The following is a 17,175-nucleotide window of genomic DNA, read 5'->3' as shown; positions in this document are numbered from 1 at the left end:
CATGTCTATATCAGTCAATGAGGCCGCGCACCGTGCGGCCTCGGATGTTGAACAAGTGGTCTGGGTCGACCGTGATGACCGCGTGCTCGGTGCCAAACCGCGTCATGAACTGCGCGAGCAAGGGTTGATCGGGCGCGGCACGTTCATTCTTTTGTTCAACTCGTCGGGCGAATTGTGCGTACATCAGCGCACCTTGAGCAAAGCGTTGTACCCGGGGTTTTGGGATGTGGCGGCAGGCGGCATGGTGGGCGTGAATGAAAGCTACGCCGAGTCGGCCGCCCGCGAGTTGGATGAAGAACTGGGCGTCAGAAATGTGCCGCTGACGGCCCATGAGCGTTTCTATTTTGAGGGCCCGCAAAACCATCTGTGGTGCGGCGTGTTTTCGGCGGTTTGGGATGGCCCGTTGCGGGTTCAACCTGAAGAGGTTCAGCAGGCGTTATTTATGCCGGTAGCCGAAGCGTTGCATTTGAGTGAACAGCAGAATTTCTGCCCCGACTCACTGGATGCCCTGAAACGGTATCTTGCTCAAAGCCAAACCCTGTAGCCGCTGCCGAAGGCTGCGATGGGGTGCATAGCGGCCCCGAAATTCTCAAGGCCCGATAGCCCTTGTCGCAGCCTGCGGCAGCGGCTACCGGTTAAGGCGCAGGATTTGTAAATTGGCGCCAATTGGCTCTTGGGCCACGGCGAAATTGTCGTTACACTGCGCGACCTTTTTCAGGCTCGGGCGGTTTTCCCGCCCGAGTTGCGCTGCCCCTGCCAGAGTGGGGCTTCGCGGTCGGTATAGCGTGGCGCTCCCGCGTCCTGCACCGGCCAATTCTTTGTCCTCCATATGAGGATTGCCGGTGGCCAAAAAAGCCGCATCCTTCGCCGCCCTTGGTGGCCTGGTATTTTCCACCGACGCAGGTCGTCACTGTCCGGACTGTCGTCAGCCGGTGGACGCCTGTACCTGCAAACAAACCCAGATCCCTGCCGGTGATGGCATTGCTCGCGTGCGCCGCGAAAGCAAGGGCCGTGGTGGCAAGACGGTTACGACAATAACCGGCGTGCCACTGGCTGAAGATGCCCTCAAAGAGCTGGCCACAACGTTGAAAAAACGCTGTGGTACAGGCGGTGCATTGAAAGACGGCATTATCGAGATCCAGGGTGATCACGTCGAACTGCTGCTTGGCGAGTTGATCAAGCACGGGTTCAAAGCCAAGAAGTCTGGCGGTTAGCAGCTTCTGTGAAGACCACCGTAGAGCTGTGCTGCTGTCCTTAAGGGCTTCAGGCACTGCTGGCCATGGTTTTCACAGAACCTGTTCTGACGGGTTTCTAAACTCCGAGCTGTTGCAGCGGTCTACCCTGCACAGACGAATCGTCACTTTCACGCTTTAGACTGCGCCAGCCTGCGATCAGGTTGGGCTTTTTGACTTATATAGGGGACTTCGATGTCCGTACGACGCACACGCAAAGACGATGGCAGCCAATGGACAGTTGCGGACAGCCGCAGTGTTTATGGGATTCGCCATTGGGGGGCCGGGTATTTCGCGATCAATGAAGCCGGTCGCGTAGAAGTCCGTCCGAACGGCCCGAACAGTTCGCCCATCGATCTGTACGAGCAAGTCGACGAACTGCGCAAAAGTGGCTTGTCCTTGCCATTGCTGGTGCGTTTTCCCGATATTTTGCAAGACCGTGTACGCCAGCTGACCGGCGCTTTCGATGCCAATATCGAGCGTCTGGAATACCAGAGTCAGTACACCGCGCTGTACCCGATCAAGGTTAACCAGCAAGAAGCGGTGATCGAAAACATCATCGCCACCAAGGACGTGTCGATTGGCCTTGAAGCCGGTTCCAAGCCTGAGTTGCTGGCCGTGCTGGCGCTGGCCCCCAAAGGCGGCACCATTGTTTGCAACGGCTACAAGGACCGTGAGTTCATTCGTCTGGCGCTGATGGGCCAAAAGCTGGGTCACAACGTATTTATCGTGATCGAGAAAGAATCCGAAGTTGATCTGGTGATCGAAGAAGCGGCCTCGCTCAAGGTCAAGCCACAGGTTGGCCTGCGCGTGCGCCTGTCGTCGTTGGCGTCGAGCAAGTGGGCGGACACCGGCGGTGAGAAGTCCAAGTTCGGTCTGTCTGCTGCACAGTTGCTGTCGGTGGTTGAGCGCTTCCGCGCCGCGGGCCTGGATCAAGGCATCCGCCTGCTGCACTTCCATATGGGCTCGCAGATCGCCAACCTGGCGGACTACCAGCACGGTTTCAAGGAAGCGATTCGTTACTACGGCGAGCTGCGTAACCTCGGCCTGCCGGTTGACCATATCGACGTGGGCGGTGGCCTGGGTGTTGACTACGACGGCACGCACTCGCGCAATGCCAGCTCGATCAACTACGACATGGACGACTACGCTGGCGTAGTGGTCGGCATGCTGAAAGAGTTCTGCGATGCGCAAAGCCTGCCGCACCCGCACATTTTCTCTGAAAGCGGCCGTTCGCTGACTGCCCACCACGCCATGCTGGTGGTGCAAGTGACCGACGTCGAGAAGCACAACGACGACGTGCCCGAGATCCAGAACAAGGAAAGCCTGCCGGAAACCGTGCAATGGCTGGTTGACCTGCTAGGCCCGACCGACATTGAGATGGTCACCGAAACCTACTGGCGTGCCACGCACTACATGAGCGACATCGCGGCCCAGTACGCAGACGGCAAGATCAACCTGGCTGAAAAAGCCCTGGCCGAGCAGTGCTACTTTGCGGTGTGCCGTCGCCTGCACAACTCGTTGAAAGCGCGTCAGCGTTCGCACCGTCAGGTGCTGGACGAACTCAACGACAAGCTGGCCGACAAGTACATCTGCAACTTCTCGGTCTTCCAGAGCCTGCCGGACACGTGGGCGATTGGCCAGGTGTTGCCGATTCTGCCGTTGCACCGCCTGAACGAAGAGCCGCTGCGTCGCGCCGTGCTGCAAGATCTGACCTGCGACTCTGACGGCAAGATCAAGCAATACGTTGACGAGCAAAGCATCGAAACCAGCCTGCCGGTGCATGGTCTGAACGAAGGCGAAGACTATCTGCTGGGCATCTTCCTGGTTGGCGCCTATCAGGAAATTCTGGGTGACATGCACAACCTGTTTGGTGATACCGACTCGGTGAACATCTACCAGAACCCGGATGGCAGCGTGTACCACGCCGGTATCGAGACCCACGACACCATCGAAGACATGCTGCGTTACGTGCACTTGTCGCCGGAGGAGTTGATGACTCACTACCGCGACAAAGTGGCCAGCGCCAACATCAGCGTCAAAGAGCGCACCCAATATCTGGACGCGCTGCGTCTGGGCCTGACGCGTTCCTCGTACCTGTCTTCGTAAGTTTCGCGAAGCTGTAAAAAAACGCCGCTTCCCGTACTGGGGGGCGGCGTTTTTTTATGAGTTGAACCATTGATCCCGACGCTGCATGCGCCACGCATAGACACCCAGTGTGGCGCTGCGCAGCACCATAAACAGCAAGAAACTTATCCACAGGCCGTGATTGCCATAGCCGTGCAGCGCCCAGGCCACAGGGAAGGCGATCACGGCACTGATGAGCATGGCATTGCGCATTTCGCGGGCGCGGGTCGCGCCGATAAACAAGCCGTCCAGCAAGTAACTCCACACGGCAATCAACGGCAGCACCGCAAGGTATGGCAAGTACTGGAAGGCAGTTTCTCGCACGCTGGCGATATCGGTTTGCATCTGCACAAACAAATGCCCGCCCAACAGAAACAGCAGCGTAAAGGCCAGACTGGCCAGCAGTGACCAGCCGCACGCAACCACCATCGAGCGTCGCAGCGCCTCGCGGTCACGAGCGCCGATGGCGTGCCCGCACAAGGCTTCAACCGCGTGGGCCAGACCATCCAGCGCATGGGCGGTCAGCAACAGGCCGTTAAGCAGCAGCGCATTGGCCGCCACGGTGGCGTCACCCAGGCGGGCGCCTTGCAAAGTGATGGAAAAGAACACGGATTGCAGCACCAGGCTGCGTATGAAAATGTCGCGGTTAACCCCCAGCAATGGCTGCCAGTTGCGCCACACGCGCAATGCGGCCCACAGCACCTTGCCCGGATACACGCGCAATGCCCCGCGTGTCAGGTACAGGCCGAGCAGGGCACCGCTCCACTCGGCAATCACCGATGCCCGGGCCGAACCGGCGACTCCCCAGTCCAGTCCGAGCACAAACCAGAGGTTAAGCGCGATATTCACCAGATTGGTCGTCAGCAGAATGGCCAGCGGCGCACGGGCGTTCTGCGTGCCCAGAAACCAGCCGACCAGCGCATAGCTGGCCAGCGCGGCGGGCAAACCCCAGAGCCGGATGTGGAAGAACTCCAGCGTCAGCTCATGCAGCTCGGCTGAGGGTTGCATCAGGCTCAGGGCCACGCCGCTGAACGGGATTGCAATAGCGCCCAGCAGCAGGGAAAGCCCTGCGGCGAGTAACAGGCCTTGCAGCAAGATTTGCCGTAATGCGTTGCCATCGCCACGCCCGGCGGCCTGCGCGGCAAAGCCGGTGGTGCCCATGCGCAGAAAGCCCATCATCCAGGCCAGGAAGATATACAGGCTGGCACCGACGGCCACTGCGCCCAGTTGGTGAGCGTGGGGCAAATGACCAATGACGGTGCTGTCGACCAGAGCGACCAGCGGCACTGAGATATTCGACAGAATCATGGGCGCCGCCAGCGCCCACACTCGGCGATGGGTGGGGCGGTCGCGCCAGTCAGCTAAGAGGGAAGAGGACATGCAGGCTCCTTGAGGGAGCGCGATTGTAGCCCAAGCCAGCCCTCACCCTAACCCTCTCCCGGAGGGAGAGGGGACTAAAGGCAAAGGCAGCCCTCACCCTAACCCTCTCCCAGAGGGAGAGGGGACTAAAGGCAAAGGCAGCCCTCACCCCAACCCTCTCCCGGAGGGAGAGGGGACTAAAGGCAAAGGCAGCCCTCACCCTAACCCTCTCCCGGAGGGAGAGGGGACTAAAGGCAAAGGTAGCCCTCACCCCAACCCTCTCCCGGAGGGAGAGGGGGACTCAAAGCAGGTCAGCTCCCTCTCCCACGGGAGAGGGTTGGGGTGAGGGGCTGCCGTTCACCACGGGCTGTTATATAGTCGACCCCTTAACTGCCCAGTCAATGAGTACCCCATGCTGAACAAAGGATTGTTTCTGGCTTGCGCGTTAGCGCTGCTGAGCGCTTGCGACTCTTCATCCTCGGGAACGTCCGATACACCAACGGCCAAAGCCCAACCGGTTGCGGACGTCAAGGTGCTGGCCGAGCGCTATGCCGGGCGCGAGTTAAGTGTGGTGGACGTCTCCGAGGTACAGTTGGACGGTGCCAGTACGTTGTCTGTCAGCTTCTCGGTGCCGCTGGACCCGCAGCAAAACTTTACCGACAAATTGCACCTGGTGGACGCCAAAACCGGTAAGGTCGATGGCGCCTGGGAGCTTTCCAATAACCTGATGGAACTGCGCCTGCGCCATCTCGAACCACACCGCAAGTTGATCCTGACGGTTGATCCCGGTTTGCGCGCGGTGAACGGCGCCACACTGGCCGCCGAGTACACCGCCCGCCTGGAAACCCGCGACCTGCAACCCACTGTAGGGTTTGCCAGCCGAGGCAGTGTGCTGCCCACGCGGCTGGCAGAAGGCTTGCCGGTCATTGCGCTGAATGTCGATAAAGTCGATGTTGATTTCTTCCGGGTCAAACCCGAGTCATTGCCGGCCTTTCTGACCCAGTGGGGGCGCAACAGTAGCCTGCAAAGCTACGAAGCCAAGGACCTGCTGAGCATGGCGGATCTGGTTTACGGTGGCCGTTTTGATCTGAACCCGGCGCGTAACACGCGCGAAACCCTCATCCTGCCCACCTCCGGGATCAAAGCGTTACAGCAACCCGGCGTCTATATGGCGGTGATGAAAGCCTCAGGCAGTTATAACTATTCGACCCCCGCCACGCTGTTCACCCTCAGTGATATAGGCCTGTCCGTACACCGTTATCAGAAACGCCTGGACGTGTTCACTCAGGCCCTGGAAGGCGGCAAGGTATTGGCCGATGTGGAGCTGGAACTGCTCGACGGCAAAGGCAAGCGACTGGCGCAAGGCAAAACGGATAAGGCTGGCCATGCGCAACTCGCGCTGGCACCCAAGGCTGAAGTTCTGCTTGCCCGCCAAGGCGACCAGACCAGCCTGTTGCGTCTGAATACCGCGGCGCTGGATCTGGCCGAATTCGACATTGGCGGCCCGACCGCGCACCCATTGCAGTTCTTTGTGTTCGGCCCGCGCGATCTCTATCGCCCCGGTGAAACCGTGTTGCTCAATGCCTTGTTGCGTGACCGCGATGGCAAGCCGGTCACGCCGCAACCGGTCACGGTTGAGGTGCGCCGCCCCGACGAGCAAGTCAGTCGCAAGTTTGTCTGGTCGCCGGATGCCTCGGGTTTTTATCAATACCCGCTGCAACTGGCTGGCGAGGCGCCGACCGGGCGCTGGCAGTTGGTCTTCGACCTGGGGGACGGCAAGCCGCAGCTCTATGAGTTTTTGGTCGAAGACTTCTTGCCCGAGCGCATGGCCCTAGAGCTAAAGGGAAGCGATACGCCGTTGAGCCCCGATCAAACCGCTGACATTGAAGTGACAGGTCGTTATCTGTACGGCGCACCGGCAGCCGGTAATCGGCTCAGTGGGCAAGTCTATGTGCGCCCGTTGCGTGAGGCCGTCAGCAGTTTGCCGGGCTATCAATTTGGTTCGGTGACCGAGAGCGAGCTGACTCAGGATCTGGAACTGGACGAGAGCGTTCTGGATGCCGAAGGTAAACAAACCCTTCACCTGCAAAGCCAGTGGAGCCAGGCCAAGTCACCGCTGCAACTGATTGTTCAGGCCAGCTTGCAAGAGTCGGGCGGGCGTCCGATCACCCGCCGACTGGTACAACCGGTGTGGCCCGCCGAGCGAGTACCCGGTGTTCGCGGTCTGTTTGAAGGCACTGAAACCGACGGCGATGGTCCGGTTGAGTTTGAACTGCTGGTAGCAGACAAGGACGGCCATAAGCTGGCGGCTGAAAACCTCAAGGTTCGACTGGTGCGCGAGCGCCGCGATTACTACTGGAACTACTCCGACAGCGATGGCTGGAGCTATCACTACAACGAGAAGTTTCTCAACCTGAACGAAGAAACCGTCAACCTGAAAGTTGGAGAAACCGCCAAGGTCAGCTTCCCGGTGGAGTGGGGCCCTTACCGGGTTGAAGTTGAGGACCCGAGTACCGGTCTGGTCAGCAGCATGAGGTTCTGGGCCGGTTATCGTGCGCAAGACAACGCCGAAGGCGGTGCCGTACGGCCGGATCAGGTCAAACTGGCACTGGATAAAGCCGCGTATGCAGAGGGCGAAACCGCCCTGGTCACGGTCACGCCGCCGGCACCGGGTAAAGGCTATCTGCTGGTTGAAGGCAGCGATGGCCCTCTGTGGTGGGAAGAAATCGAGGTGCCCGCCGAGGGCAAGACCTTTGACGTCAAACTCGACCCGAGCTGGGCGCGCCACGATTTGTACATCAGCGCGCTGGTAATTCGTCCCGGCGAACGCAAAACCAATGTCACGCCCAAGCGAGCGGTCGGGGTATTGCACTTGCCGCTGGATCGCAGTCAGCGCAAGTTGTCGTTGACCCTGGATGCCCCCGAGAAAATGCGTCCCAAGCAGCCGTTGACCGTTAAGTTTAAAGTCAAAAATGCAGACGGCAGCATCCCTGAAAGCGCTCATGTGTTGCTCGCCGCCGTAGATGCCGGCGTGCTGAATATCACCGACTATCCGACTCCCGATCCGTACGCCAGCCTGTTTGGGCGCAAGGCGTATGGCGCGGATCAGTTAGACATTTATGGGCAATTGATCGAAGCCGGGCAGGGGCGTTTGGCCAGTCTGGCTTTCGGCGGTGATGCGGCGCTGGCCAAAGGCGGTAAACGGCCTGCGACCAGCGTGAACATCGTGGCACTGCAAAGCGCACCGGTGACGCTGAACGAGCACGGCGAAGGCGAGGTCAGCGTGAATATCCCCGACTTCAATGGCGAGTTGCGGCTGATGGCCCAGGCCTGGACGGACGACCGCTACGGCATGGCGCAGGCCAAAACCGTAGTGGCAGCGCCCCTGGTGGCGGAGCTGGCTGCGCCGCGCTTTTTGGCGGGGGGTGACCAGACCCGTCTGGCGTTGGACCTGTCCAACCTGACCGACATCCCGCAAACACTGAAGGTGCAACTCGAAGCCGAGGGGCAGCTCAGTCTGCTCGGCAATGCACAGCAGAGTGTCACCCTCAGCCCCGGCGAGCGCAGCACATTGCAGATCCCGGTCAAGGCCCAGGGCGGCTACGGCAGTGGTGTGGTCAAGTTGACGGTCAACGGCCTCAACCTGCCGGGTGAAACCCTGGCGCCGTTCAGCCGCGAGTGGACCCTGGGTGTGCGCCCGGCGTATCCGGCCATGCTCAAGCACTACCGCGCTGTGCTCAAGGATCAGCCGTGGACTTTGCCTGAGGGTGAGTTGCAAGCCTTTGAGCCCGAGGGGCGAGAGGCATTGTTGAGCTTGTCGAACCGCCCGCCGTTGAACCTGGGCGAGCAAATACGTGCGCTTAAAGCCTATCCGTATGGTTGCTCCGAACAAACCACCAGTGGCCTGTACCCGGCGCTGTATGCCGATGCGGCGTTGCTCAAACGGCTGGGGCTTGAAGGTGAACCGGACGCCGAGCGCACACGAAAAATCGAGTTGGGTATCGAGCGTCTTTTAGGCATGCAGCGCTATAACGGCAGCTTTGGCCTGTGGGGCGCGGACGGTCAGGAGGAGTACTGGCTGACCGCATACATCACTGACTTCCTGTTGCGCGCGCGGGATCAAGGCTATGCAGTGCCACGCCAGGCGCTGCAACAGGCCAGCCAACGCCTGATGCGCTATGTGCAAGAACGTAATCTGATTGAGGCCGATTACAGCGACAATCTCAATCACACCCGTTTTGCCGTTCAAGCGTATGCCGCATTGGTGTTGGCTCGCAGCCAGCAGGCGCCACTGGGCGCATTGCGCAGCATTTTTGAGCGACGCAGCGATGCCTTGTCCGGTCTGCCGCTGGTGCAACTGTCGATTGCCTTGCAGAAGATGGGCGACCAGCCGCGTGCCGATCAGGCGTTGGTGGCGGGCTTGGCCGTAACCCGCAAAGGCGATCAATGGTTGGGCGATTACGGCAGCCCGCTACGCGATCAGGCATTGATTCTGGCGTTGCTGGAAGAGAACGACTTGATGACTGCGCAGCGTGAACAGCGTCTGTTTGAATTGTCAGACCAGCTGGCGGCGAGTGCTTGGCTATCGACCCAAGAACGCAATTCGCTGTTCCTAGCGGGGCGTGATCTGTTGAGCAAGCCAGAAGTTGACTGGTCAGCTCAACTCAACAGTGGCGGTCAAATCCGCGAGCTGAACAATCGCCAGTCGGGCGTGAAGCTCGACGGGCCGCTGCTGGGTACACCGCTGAGCGTGCGTAACGAAGGTCTCGACACGGTGTATCAGCAGCTGACGATTTCGGGTTATCCACAGCAGGCTCCGGTGGCGGGGGGTGAAAACATGAGCATTCGCCGTGAGTATCTGGGCATGAATGGCGAGCCGCTTGATCTCAACGCTTTGAAAAGTGGTGATCTGGTGCTGGTTCATATCGCGGTCACGGCCAAACAGTCGGTGCCGGATGCCTTGGTGGTGGATTTACTGCCCGCAGGTCTTGAGCTGGAAAACCAGAACCTGGGGCAAAGTGCTGCCAGCCTTGAGAATGCCAGCACTGAGGTCAAGCAATGGCGCGAGGCCATGCAAAACGCCAATGTGGAGCATCAGGAATACCGCGATGATCGTTATGTGGCTGCGTTGAAACTGGAGGGCAGCGGCACTGCGCACCTGCTGTATCTGGCCCGGGCAGTCACGCCGGGCACTTACCGGGTACCCCCGCCGCAGGTGGAGTCCATGTACCGTCCGAACTGGCAAGCCGTGGGCGAAACACCGGGGGAGATGGTGATAAAAGGCCGGTAAAAGACTTGCTCGTAGCAGCTGCCGAAGGAACGAGGCTGCGTCCGGCGGCGCAGCCGTCGTAAAGCCTGACACGCGGTGTACCCTGGAAGACCGCATCTTTAGGCTTTGCGACGGCTACGCCGCCGAACGTCGCCTTCGGCAACTGCTACGTTAAGAGCGCCAGGGGTTAGCTGATCACCCAGCTCAAGATCCACAAACCCAACAGCAGCCAGATCACGCCACCGATGATCGAGGCGCGCATAAAGGCGCGCACGGCGTTGTACAAAAACAACAAGCCGATCACCAGTACCGCGATGCTGACAATTGAAGTGTCCATGCCCAAGGCACGGGCCATGCCGTCAATGAAGTTGCCGCCGGCCTGGGTAATGGCCGTGAACAGACCACTTAAGGATTCAACAATAAAGTGCACAATCTGGCCAAGCCAGAGGCCAAGGTTTCCAGCGAAGCTTTCTACGTACATGGATATATTCCGTTCAATAAGATGGCCACTGTGCCAGAGATGGCCATTGGGCAACCAGTCATGGCTTAAAGTTGCGTTACGAGTGAGTGTGAGTGAGTTCTCGTCTTAAAAACATCGTCTTGTGGAGTGCGGGCAGCCTGCTGGCGGGATGCGTACTGCTGTGGCTGGCGGATCGACTTTGGCCATTGCCCTTGCCGCAGGACGATATGGCCCGTGTGGTACTGGCTGAAGATGGCACACCGCTATGGCGTTTTGCTGATGCCCAGGGGGTGTGGCGCTATCCCGTGCACCTCAATGAGGTGTCGCCGTATTACCTTGAAGCGTTGCTGACCTATGAAGACCGCTGGTTTTATCAACACCGCGGGGTAAACCCGTTGGCGCTGGGGCGTGCCACCTGGCAGAACTTGACCGGGGGGCGGGTGTTGTCCGGCGGCAGCACGCTGTCGATGCAAGTCGCGCGCTTGCTCGATCCGCATGAGCGCACGTTGACCGGCAAATTGCGCCAGTTGTGGCGCACGGCACAGCTGGAATGGCATTTAAACAAAGAGCAAATCCTTACGCTGTACCTCAATCGCGCACCGTTTGGCGGCACGCTGCAAGGCGTCGCTGCCGCCAGTTGGGCGTATCTGGGCAAGTCACCGCTGCACCTCACTCGCTCTGAAGCCGCGTTATTGGCGGTGCTGCCGCAAGCGCCCAGCCGCCTGCGGCCTGACCGTTACCCGGCGCGCGCGCAAGTGGCGCGGGACAAAGTGCTGCGTCGCCTTGTCGAGTATCAGGTGTGGCCGCAGGGTGCGGTGGCTGAGGCGCTGCAAGAGCCTTTGCTGCTGGCGCCGCGTCTGGAGCCCAGTCTGGCGCCCTTGCTGGCGCGCCGATTAAACCGTCCTCATAGTCCGCCTTTGATTCGCACCACCCTTGACGCTGGCTTGCAGCGTCGCCTTGAAGATTTATTGCTGGGCTGGCGAGCTCGTTTACCCGATCGCACCTCGGCGGCCATTGTGGTGGTGGAAACCGAGACTATGGCCGTTCGGGCTTATTTAGGCTCGGTGGATATCAATGATGCGCGACGTTTTGGCCATGTCGACATGATCCATGCCCTGCGCTCGCCCGGCTCTACGCTGAAACCGTTTTTATACGGGCTGGCCATGGACGCAGGACTGATTCACTCCGAATCGCTCCTGCAGGACGTGCCGCGTCGTTATGGTGATTACCGGCCGGGCAACTTTTCGATGGGCTTCAGTGGCCCGGTGTCCGCCAGCTCGGCATTGGCGCTGTCGCTCAACTTGCCGGCGGTGCAACTGCTCGAAGCGTATGGGCCCAAGCGGTTTGCCGCTGAGCTGCGCAATGGTGGTGTGCCGCTCAGCCTGCCCGCGTTGGCCGAGCCTAATCTGGCATTGATCCTGGGAGGGGCGGGCAGCCGTCTGGAGGACGTGGTCAGTGGTTACAGCGCGTTGGCGCGGGGCGGCAAAAGTGCGGCCCTGCGTTTACAGCCACAGGACGAACTGCGCGAGCGGCGTCTGCTGTCGCCGGGTTCGGCATGGATCATCCGGCGCATTCTCAGTGGGCAAGCCCGCCCCGACCGCGATCCAAAGGCCGAACTGGCTCAGCGTCCGGCGCTGGCCTGGAAGACCGGCACCAGCTATGGCTTTCGCGATGCGCTGGCGATTGGTGTAGGGCCGCGTTATTTGATCGGCGTGTGGATCGGCCGGCCCGATGGCACACCCGTGCCGGGGCAATTTGGTCTGGCGTCGGCTGCGCCGCTGATGTTGCAAGTGCACGATGTGCTGAGTAATCGCGACAGCCAGCGCGGCATTGTCAGCCCGGTGCCACCGGTACCCGATACGGTAGGCGTCGCGGCAATCTGCTGGCCGTTGGGGCAACCCTTGAATCGCACTGATGTGAATTGTCGGCGTCAGCGTTTTGCCTGGACGTTGGACCACACCACACCGCCGACCTTACTGGCTGCCGACCAGCCTTTGGGTTCGGGTTTGCGCGAAACCATCTGGGTTGACCCGCAGGGCTTGCGAGTGGGGCCGCACTGCCCCGGTGCTACGCCTCGCGTAGTCGCCTTGTGGCCCGCGCCGCTTGAACCCTGGCTGCCTCGTGTTGAGCGGCGCGAAGCGCGTTTGCCGCTGGCTTCGGCGCAGTGCCCGCCGCCGGCGCTGAGTTCAGTCGCCCAGCTAACCATTGTCGGCGTTCGCGAGGGGGATCGCCTGCGCAGCCCGGCGTCAAGCCAGACGGTGGTGCGGCTTACCCTGTCGGCGTTGGGCGGCGATGGCCGGCGCTGGTGGTTTCTCAATGGCAGGCCGCTGGGTGACAGCGGCTTTGAGCAAACCTTGACCACTGCACTGGAGCAGGTGGGCCGTTACGAACTCAGTGTGCTGGATGAAAGCGGCCAAACGGCGCGGGTCGGGTTCAATGTGGTGGAGTAACAAGCAATCAATTGTGGTTATACCCTAAGGGGTAGCGAAGGTGCGTGTTTAATTGATTGAACATCTGCCCTGTTGAAAACACAGGGTTTTTTAATAACCAATAACGCCAAAGTATTAGTTATTAAGGTTGAGGCTCAGTGCGTTATATAAGGCGTTAATACCAAGGGGTGAATTGTCTGGAAGTGCGTCCTGGTTTGTTATGTGTACACGGATGAAGTGTATCTCTGGCGTCAGAACAGAGAACTTTCGAACTTAGTCGTTACGTGTGCCAGGACAATGAACATGAATACTCAACTGTGGTTAAAAACAAGTACAGCCCTACTGTTGGTAATGACTGTAAGCCTCGCTGGGTGCAGCAGTGGTGGCGGCGGTTCCAAAAGCCATGTTTCGGCAAGCACCCCTGAGGCCGGTACGGATGGTGGTACGGGTGGTGGAGACGGTGGCGCTGGCGGTGGCGATGGCACTGGTGGCGGAACCGGAGGTGGTACAGACGGCGGCGGAACCGGCGGCGGAACCGGTGGCGGAACCGGTGGCGGAACCGGTGGTGGAACTGACGGTGGCACAGGTGGTGGCGGAACAGGCGGTGGCACAGGTGGTGGCGACATAGGTGGCGGTGGTACAGGTGGCGGCGGCACAGGCGGCGGCGGCACAGGCGGTGGCGGCACAGGTGGTGGCGACACAGGTGGCGGTGGCACAGGTGGCGGCGGCACAGGCGGTGGCGGCACAGGCGGTGGCGACACAGGTGGCGGCGGCACAGGCGGTGGCGGCACAGGTGGCGGTGGCACAGGTGGCGGCGGCACAGGCGGTGGCGACACAGGTGGCGGTGGCACAGGCGGTGGCGGCACAGGTGGTGGCGGCACAGGTGGCGGTGGCACAGGTGGCGGTGGCACAGGTGGCGGCGGCACAGGCGGTGGCGGCACAGGTGCAGGCACCACACCGTTGGTGACAGGGCAGATAGTCGGGCAAGTTGGCACCGGTGTTCAAGGTGTCGGCAACGTGGTGAGCGGCATCGGCAATAGCTTGGTCGCCGTTCCTGTGGTTGGCACGGTGGGCAGTGGCCTGGTAACCAATACCGGCAACGCAGTGACGTCCGTGGGCACAGGCTTGACCAACGGCCTCGGCTCGCTGGGCACCAATAAAGATTCGCTGGGGCTGACAGTTGCGGGTGCAACGACTGCCGTGTCGGATATCGGTAAAGGGGTGACTTCGGTCGGCACGGGCGTCAGCACTGTGCTCGATAACACGATGATCAGTCAGATCCCGATCGTGGGCGGTGTGACCAACAAAGTCACAGACGTAGCGGGAGGGCTGGTTGGCAAGGTCGGCACGTCAGTCACCATGCTCGGTAACACGCTCACCGGGTCTGCAACCACTGGCCCGCTGAGTAACGTAACAGGCGCCGTGAATGACAAAGTGCTGGTGCCGGTCATTTCCATGGTGGAAACCACTACCGGTAAAGTCGGCACAACCACGGGCCTCGGTGCTCCGGTCGATGGTGTATTGAACAAGGTCAGTACCGCAGTCGGTGGTCTGGGCGACAAAGTGGCGGCAACGGGTAACAACCCGGTGACCAGTTTGGTCGGCGGTGTACTTAATACGGTAGCGGGCGCTACTGACAAGGCTGGCGGTCTGGTTAATCCGGCAGTCGGTACAGGGGGTGGTAGCACCGGAGGCTCGGGCGGCCTGGCTGGCAGTGGTCTGCTGGAAACCGTTGGCGGGGTGGTTAATGGCGTAGGTGCCGGCCTGACAGCAGGCAGCACCAATGGTGTGGTTCAGGCGGGCGGCGGCAATACAACAGGCGTAGGTAATGTGGTGGCTTCAGCCGGCTCCGTTTTGGGCGGCACAGGTGTGGCTAACACGGCGGCAGGCGCTCCGGTAGCCGCTGTCACTGGCACCGTAGCAACGGCGCTGAACCCGGTCACCACGGCGGTCACGACCGTTACCCAGAATGTCGGCGCGGCCACCGGGCTTGGTGCTCCTGTTAGCGGACTGTTGAATCAGGTGGGCAGTGCAGTCAGCAGCGTGGGGGCCAAAGTCGAGAGCACTACCTCTAACCCGGTAGGCAATGCGGTAGGCGCGTTGGTCGGCACTGTCGGTTCAACGGTAGGTTCAGTCGGTGGTCTGGTTCAGGCCGCGCCTGCTGCTCCGGGTGCTCCTGCGGCGGGTTCGGGCAATGCGGTCGGCGCACTGGTCGGCACTGTCGGTGCAGCGGTGGGTTCAGTCGGTGGTGTGGTTCAGGCCGCGCCTGCTGCTGGCGGTGCTCCTGCGACAGGTTTGGGTGGTGCGCTTGGCGGCGTACTTGGCGGCTTGGGCAACTTGGGCAAGAAAAACTAACGAATTGCTCCTGGCCGGTTCGACGGCCTTCCCTACAGCGCCTACGCTTGGTTGGACGAGAGATTGTGAGCAATCTCTCGTTTTTTTTCATGTGTAAGTTGTAGGGCTGATGCCGGGTAGCTTCACGGTCAGATGACGCGCCCCCCTCGTTTTGCCGCTGTAGTAGACCATGGAGTGTCTTATGCGAACTTGCGTCCCTTTTATATTGTTGGCGTTGACGCCTTACGTGGGTGCCGAACCTCTTCCGCGTTACCTCAACAGTAATGAAACCCTGCAAACCCTGCCCACGCCCAACTTGCCGGTCGATGCCTATCGCCCGCAGGCGCCTGCGCTTGAGTTGCCCAAACCCAAAGCTGCTCAGCCGGCACCGTTGACGATGAGCACACGTTTAACCATCCGCAAATTGCAAATTGAAGGCGGTACGGTGTACCCCCTCAAGGAGTTGGGTGCTGCCTACCAACCGTTGCTCAATCATGAAATCACCCTGGAGCAATTGATCCAGGCTACGCGCACCATCACCCAGCGCTACCAGGCCGACGGCTACCTGCTGTCCTATGCCTTTTTACCGCCACAGGACTTTGATCAAGGGTTGGTGCGCGTGGTGTTGGTCGAGGGGTACATCAGCAACTATCGCGTTGAAGGCGATGTGGGGCGGGTCAGGGGCATGATCGATGACTTGGCGGACAAGCTGAAGGCAGAGCGCCCGTTGACCCGTAAAACCTTTGATCGCTATGCCACCTTGATGGGCCGGCTGCCGGGCGTGACGTTGCAGGCGCAAGTGCCGCCACCCACAACCACCGATGGTGCGTCGACGATGCAGATTACTGCCAGTCGAAAGCCCTTCACCACCAGCATGAGCCTGACCGAAGGCAGCCGTAACAGCACTCAGGCGTTGCTTGCTGCGAGCAGCAATTCGCAGACGGGCATGGCCGAGCAGTTGACCCTGAGCGGCTTGTTTCCGCCGGGCCACGACAAAGAGCATTACTACCGTCTTGATTACAGCCAATACCTCAATGCCGAAGGCACGCAACTGAGTCTGTACGGCTCGCACTATCGCAGTGACCCGGCCTCCAGTATTGCCACCAGTGACGGCTTTGAGCTTAAGCCCCATCGCAAGAACGACCGGTTTTCGGTGGGCGTAAGTCATCCGCTGATTGCTGCGCCCGATCAATGGCTGAGCATCGGCACCCGGCTGTATGGCGTCAACGACAACACGGACTACGAAATCGTCGGGTATGACCCGACCATCAGCGAACGTACCAATGTGCGAGCACTGGCGGTAGAAGGGGATTGGCGCAAGTCTGATGCCAAGCAGTTGCGCATCGTCAGTGCCGGCGTGTACCAGGGCATCAATGGGTTGGGTGCCAAAACCGAGACAAACTTGACCGGCAGCCGGTATGACCTGGATTTCTTCCGTTTGCGCCTGTCGGGTGTTCAGAGCGATGGCTTCTTCGACAACTGGCAGGGGGTGATGTCGGGCGCGCTGTACTGGAGTGATGACAGTTTGCCGGACAGTGAAAGGGCAGTGTTTGGTGGGCAAAACTTTGGTCGTGGCTACCCGGATGACCAAGCCTCGGGTGACAAGGGCTGGGGTGTTGCTTATGAGGTTAACTACAGTTTCAACCGTGATGGCGACTGGGTGAAGTTGTTGCAACCCTATGTGGTGCTGGACAAGGCCAAGACCTGGTTCAACGAACTGCCGTTCAAAGGTTCGGACATGTCCTCGGCGGCGGCAGGGCTGCGCTTTGGCGACAAGCGTTATTACAACATTGCTTTAGAGGTGGCCAAGCCGATGTCTGACATGGCACTGGACAGCTTTAACCGCAGGCCGCGTTATACCTTGAGTTTCAGTTATCAGCTGTAAAACCCTCACCCTAGCCCTCTCCCAGAGGGAGAGGGAACTTGACCGGGGAAAGTTGGAGTAATTAGGCGGTCTGGCGTTAA

At 60.2% G+C, this 17,175-nt stretch carries 9 protein-coding genes; 7 read left to right on the top strand and 2 right to left on the bottom strand.

Translation table 11 applies throughout. The features are described 5' to 3' along the window. Window position 1: 1 nt before the first annotated feature. The 3 genes from EQV93_RS11405 to speA all read left to right on the top strand — a co-directional run bounded on the left by EQV93_RS11405 (window position 2) and on the right by speA (window position 3,341). On the top strand, window positions 2-544 hold the full coding sequence (locus EQV93_RS11405; RefSeq protein ID WP_240891589.1) for an NUDIX hydrolase: 543 nt from the start codon (window positions 2-4) through the stop codon (window positions 542-544). Between the two features lie 298 nt (window positions 545-842). Then, on the top strand, window positions 843-1,214 hold the full coding sequence (locus tag EQV93_RS11400) for a translation initiation factor Sui1 (RefSeq protein ID WP_122784989.1): 372 nt from the start codon (window positions 843-845) through the stop codon (window positions 1,212-1,214). 213 nt (window positions 1,215-1,427) lie between these two features. After that, window positions 1,428-3,341 (top strand): arginine decarboxylase, encoded by a 1,914-nt coding sequence (gene speA, locus EQV93_RS11395; protein ID WP_122784988.1) that lies wholly within the window; start codon window positions 1,428-1,430, stop codon window positions 3,339-3,341. Window positions 3,342-3,395: 54 nt separating this feature from the next. On the opposite strand, the gene EQV93_RS11390 is transcribed toward speA, so the two are convergent. Then, the gene (locus EQV93_RS11390; RefSeq protein ID WP_122784987.1) at window positions 3,396-4,739 is read right to left on the bottom strand and encodes an MATE family efflux transporter; all 1,344 of its coding nucleotides are present in this window, start codon (window positions 4,737-4,739) and stop codon (window positions 3,396-3,398) included. 391 nt (window positions 4,740-5,130) lie between these two features. Here EQV93_RS11390 and EQV93_RS11385 point away from each other — a divergent pair, with 391 nt between their 5' ends. Then, window positions 5,131-10,008, top strand: a complete 4,878-nt coding sequence (locus tag EQV93_RS11385) for an alpha-2-macroglobulin family protein (RefSeq protein WP_240891588.1) — start codon at window positions 5,131-5,133, stop codon at window positions 10,006-10,008. Window positions 10,009-10,174: 166 nt separating this feature from the next. On the opposite strand, the gene EQV93_RS11380 is transcribed toward EQV93_RS11385, so the two are convergent. Beyond that, a complete protein-coding gene (locus EQV93_RS11380; protein WP_122784985.1) occupies window positions 10,175-10,468 on the bottom strand; it encodes a hypothetical protein in 294 nt (97 codons plus the stop codon). A gap of 119 nt (window positions 10,469-10,587) precedes the next feature. Here EQV93_RS11380 and pbpC point away from each other — a divergent pair, with 119 nt between their 5' ends. The 3 genes from pbpC to EQV93_RS11365 all read left to right on the top strand — a co-directional run bounded on the left by pbpC (window position 10,588) and on the right by EQV93_RS11365 (window position 17,095). Beyond that, a complete protein-coding gene (pbpC, locus tag EQV93_RS11375; RefSeq protein ID WP_240891693.1) occupies window positions 10,588-12,897 on the top strand; it encodes a peptidoglycan glycosyltransferase PbpC in 2,310 nt (769 codons plus the stop codon). Between the two features lie 282 nt (window positions 12,898-13,179). After that, a complete protein-coding gene (locus EQV93_RS11370; protein WP_240891587.1) occupies window positions 13,180-15,231 on the top strand; it encodes a collagen-like triple helix repeat-containing protein in 2,052 nt (683 codons plus the stop codon). Between the two features lie 181 nt (window positions 15,232-15,412). Continuing rightward, window positions 15,413-17,095: a ShlB/FhaC/HecB family hemolysin secretion/activation protein gene (locus EQV93_RS11365; protein ID WP_122784983.1), complete on the top strand. Its 1,683-nt coding sequence runs from the start codon at window positions 15,413-15,415 to the stop codon at window positions 17,093-17,095. Window positions 17,096-17,175: the final 80 nt, after the last annotated feature.

The sequence above is a fragment of the Pseudomonas sp. TMW22091 genome, assembly GCF_022496705.1.
GTDB classification, from domain to species: domain Bacteria; phylum Pseudomonadota; class Gammaproteobacteria; order Pseudomonadales; family Pseudomonadaceae; genus Aquipseudomonas; species Aquipseudomonas saxonica.
This window is presented reverse-complemented; position numbering and strand designations above follow the sequence as displayed.

Bases quoted from the DNA above. Each gene is read 5' to 3' on its own strand.
- EQV93_RS11385 (WP_240891588.1), top strand. From the start codon at position 5,131: ATGCTGAACAAAGGATTGTTTCTGGCTTGCGCGTTAGCGCTGCTGAGC.
- speA (WP_122784988.1), top strand. From the start codon at position 1,428: ATGTCCGTACGACGCACACGCAAAGACGATGGCAGCCAATGGACAGTT.
- EQV93_RS11365 (WP_122784983.1), top strand. From the start codon at position 15,413: ATGCGAACTTGCGTCCCTTTTATATTGTTGGCGTTGACGCCTTACGTG.
- EQV93_RS11405 (WP_240891589.1), top strand. From the start codon at position 2: ATGTCTATATCAGTCAATGAGGCCGCGCACCGTGCGGCCTCGGATGTT.
- EQV93_RS11390 (WP_122784987.1), bottom strand. From the start codon at position 4,739: ATGTCCTCTTCCCTCTTAGCTGACTGGCGCGACCGCCCCACCCATCGC.
- EQV93_RS11380 (WP_122784985.1), bottom strand. From the start codon at position 10,468: ATGTACGTAGAAAGCTTCGCTGGAAACCTTGGCCTCTGGCTTGGCCAG.
- EQV93_RS11370 (WP_240891587.1), top strand. From the start codon at position 13,180: ATGAATACTCAACTGTGGTTAAAAACAAGTACAGCCCTACTGTTGGTA.